At 51.3% G+C, this 1,804-nt stretch carries 2 protein-coding genes; both read right to left on the reverse strand.

What is annotated here, in order from left to right; genetic code table 11:
- Positions 1-497, reverse strand: a 497-nt coding sequence (locus EGI20_RS18195) for a tyrosine-type recombinase/integrase (RefSeq protein WP_498633096.1), incomplete at its 3' end; no start/stop codon positions are given.
- Positions 498-1,066: 569 nt separating this feature from the next.
- A partial coding sequence (locus tag EGI20_RS18200) for a GGDEF domain-containing protein (RefSeq protein WP_498632992.1) occupies positions 1,067-1,804 on the reverse strand: 738 nt, incomplete at its 5' end.

The raw sequence follows: 1,804 nt of genomic DNA on the forward strand, positions 1-1,804 counted from the left end.
TGCGCCGTTTCTATGGCGCCGCGATGCTCAATGCGGCGCAGAGCGGTCAGAAGCTCTGGTGCCTCGATCTGGGCAATGGGACGCTTGCCTATCCATGGGAAAATGTCGCGCTCGAAACGGCGCATGGTCTTGTCTGCGTGGCCTGCCGTCCAGGTTGGCAGGTATTTGGAAAACCACTCGCGGGCGATAACCTCAAAGCTATTTTCGGCTTGCTGTGCCTTGGTGGCTTTTTGTACCTTGCGGTTGATGCCGGGGTCGATGCCTTCGGCAAGCAGGCGGCGGGCTTCGTCCCGGCGGTTGCGCGCATCTTTCAGGCTGATTTCTGGATAGATACCAAGTGCCAGTGTTTTCTGTTTGCCATCGAAACGGTAAGAGAGCCGCCAGTATTTCCCGATGCAGTTAACGAGCAGATGCATGCCTTTTTCGTCGGTTAGCTTGGCTGGCTTTCCGTTGTCGTTGGACTTGGCGTTCTTGCAGGCTGTGTCGGTCAGAGGCATTTGTTGGTACCTGTGATCTGTTGGTACTGGGAACCAACAGGAATACCAACACCGGCGTTGGCATGTCTAGAGATGTTATGGCACATCGTGAGACATAAAAAAACCCCGAGAGGCTTATTTCTCGGGGTTCTTGGTGTTTCATGACACGTCATGAAACGGTAGTTTGGTGGGGCGGCGACTATCACAAAACACCTTACAAGCATTGTCTTTAAAGGATTTGTGTAATTCTATTTTTAAAAATACCAACATAAATACCAACAAGAAATGCATGCTGCGCTGGATCGCAGGGTCTTGCCTGTGTACGGCGGCGCGGCCGCTCAAGAAATCAAAGTGGCTCCGGCGTAGACCGACTGTGGCGCTGGCCGGGCATCAAAAATAAGCTTGGTGTTAACGGCGGCACGCAACGTGCGTGCCTTGCCCGGATTTTGCCCGATAGTTGTCTCTTGGCTGGCAACAATTCGGCCTGCTATCGGCCACGTTATTCTGCTGGGCAGGGGACTTGTTGAGTCTGACAAAATCCGTGCCTGTAAGTTACGCACCCGCGCTGGCAGGATGTTGGTTCTCCTCGATTACTTTGTCTCAACTCTGTTTCGGCCACGTTCTTTGGCTGCATAAAGTGCTGCATCTGCTCGCGACACAATATCCTGACCCTGGTTCTCAATCTGAAAACTGGCGACCCCAAAGCTGGCCGTCTTGTGTCCGACGACCGAAAATTTGAAATCTTGTATTTTTTTGCGGAGATTTTCAGCCAATTGGTAGGCACCTGCACTGTCTGTGTGAGGGCAAATTATTAGAAATTCTTCTCCCCCCCAGCGTCCGACAACGTCAGTTTTGCGCGTGCTGGATTGCAGCAATTGGGCAATCTCGACCAGTACACTGTCCCCGGTCTGGTGACCATGTACGTCATTGGTATTTTTGAAGTAATCCACATCAATCATGATCAGACTGAAAGGTTGTCCACTACGCTGCGCGCGCATGCTTTCGGACGCTAGTGTTGCATCCAATTTCATGCGATTGAACAGGCCGGTCAGCCGGTCGGTGATGGAAAGCAGTTCCAATTGCTTATTGAGTGAATTAAGTTTCCGGTTCCAAGTAAGTACAAGCAGCATGATGAGACCTCCACCGACAATGACTAGCCAGACCAACGTGTAATCGATTCCGCGCTGAACATTGACCGATACATGCTTGTTGGAAATAGCCTCACGCTCCTGTGATGTTAGCGTCTTGACTCCTTTGTCGAGAATGTCGCGTAATATTTTTTCGTCCTTGATGACCCCGATTCGCAGTTTGTTGGTGAAATCGGGGAC

The sequence above is a fragment of the Aquitalea sp. S1-19 genome, from assembly GCF_024343515.1.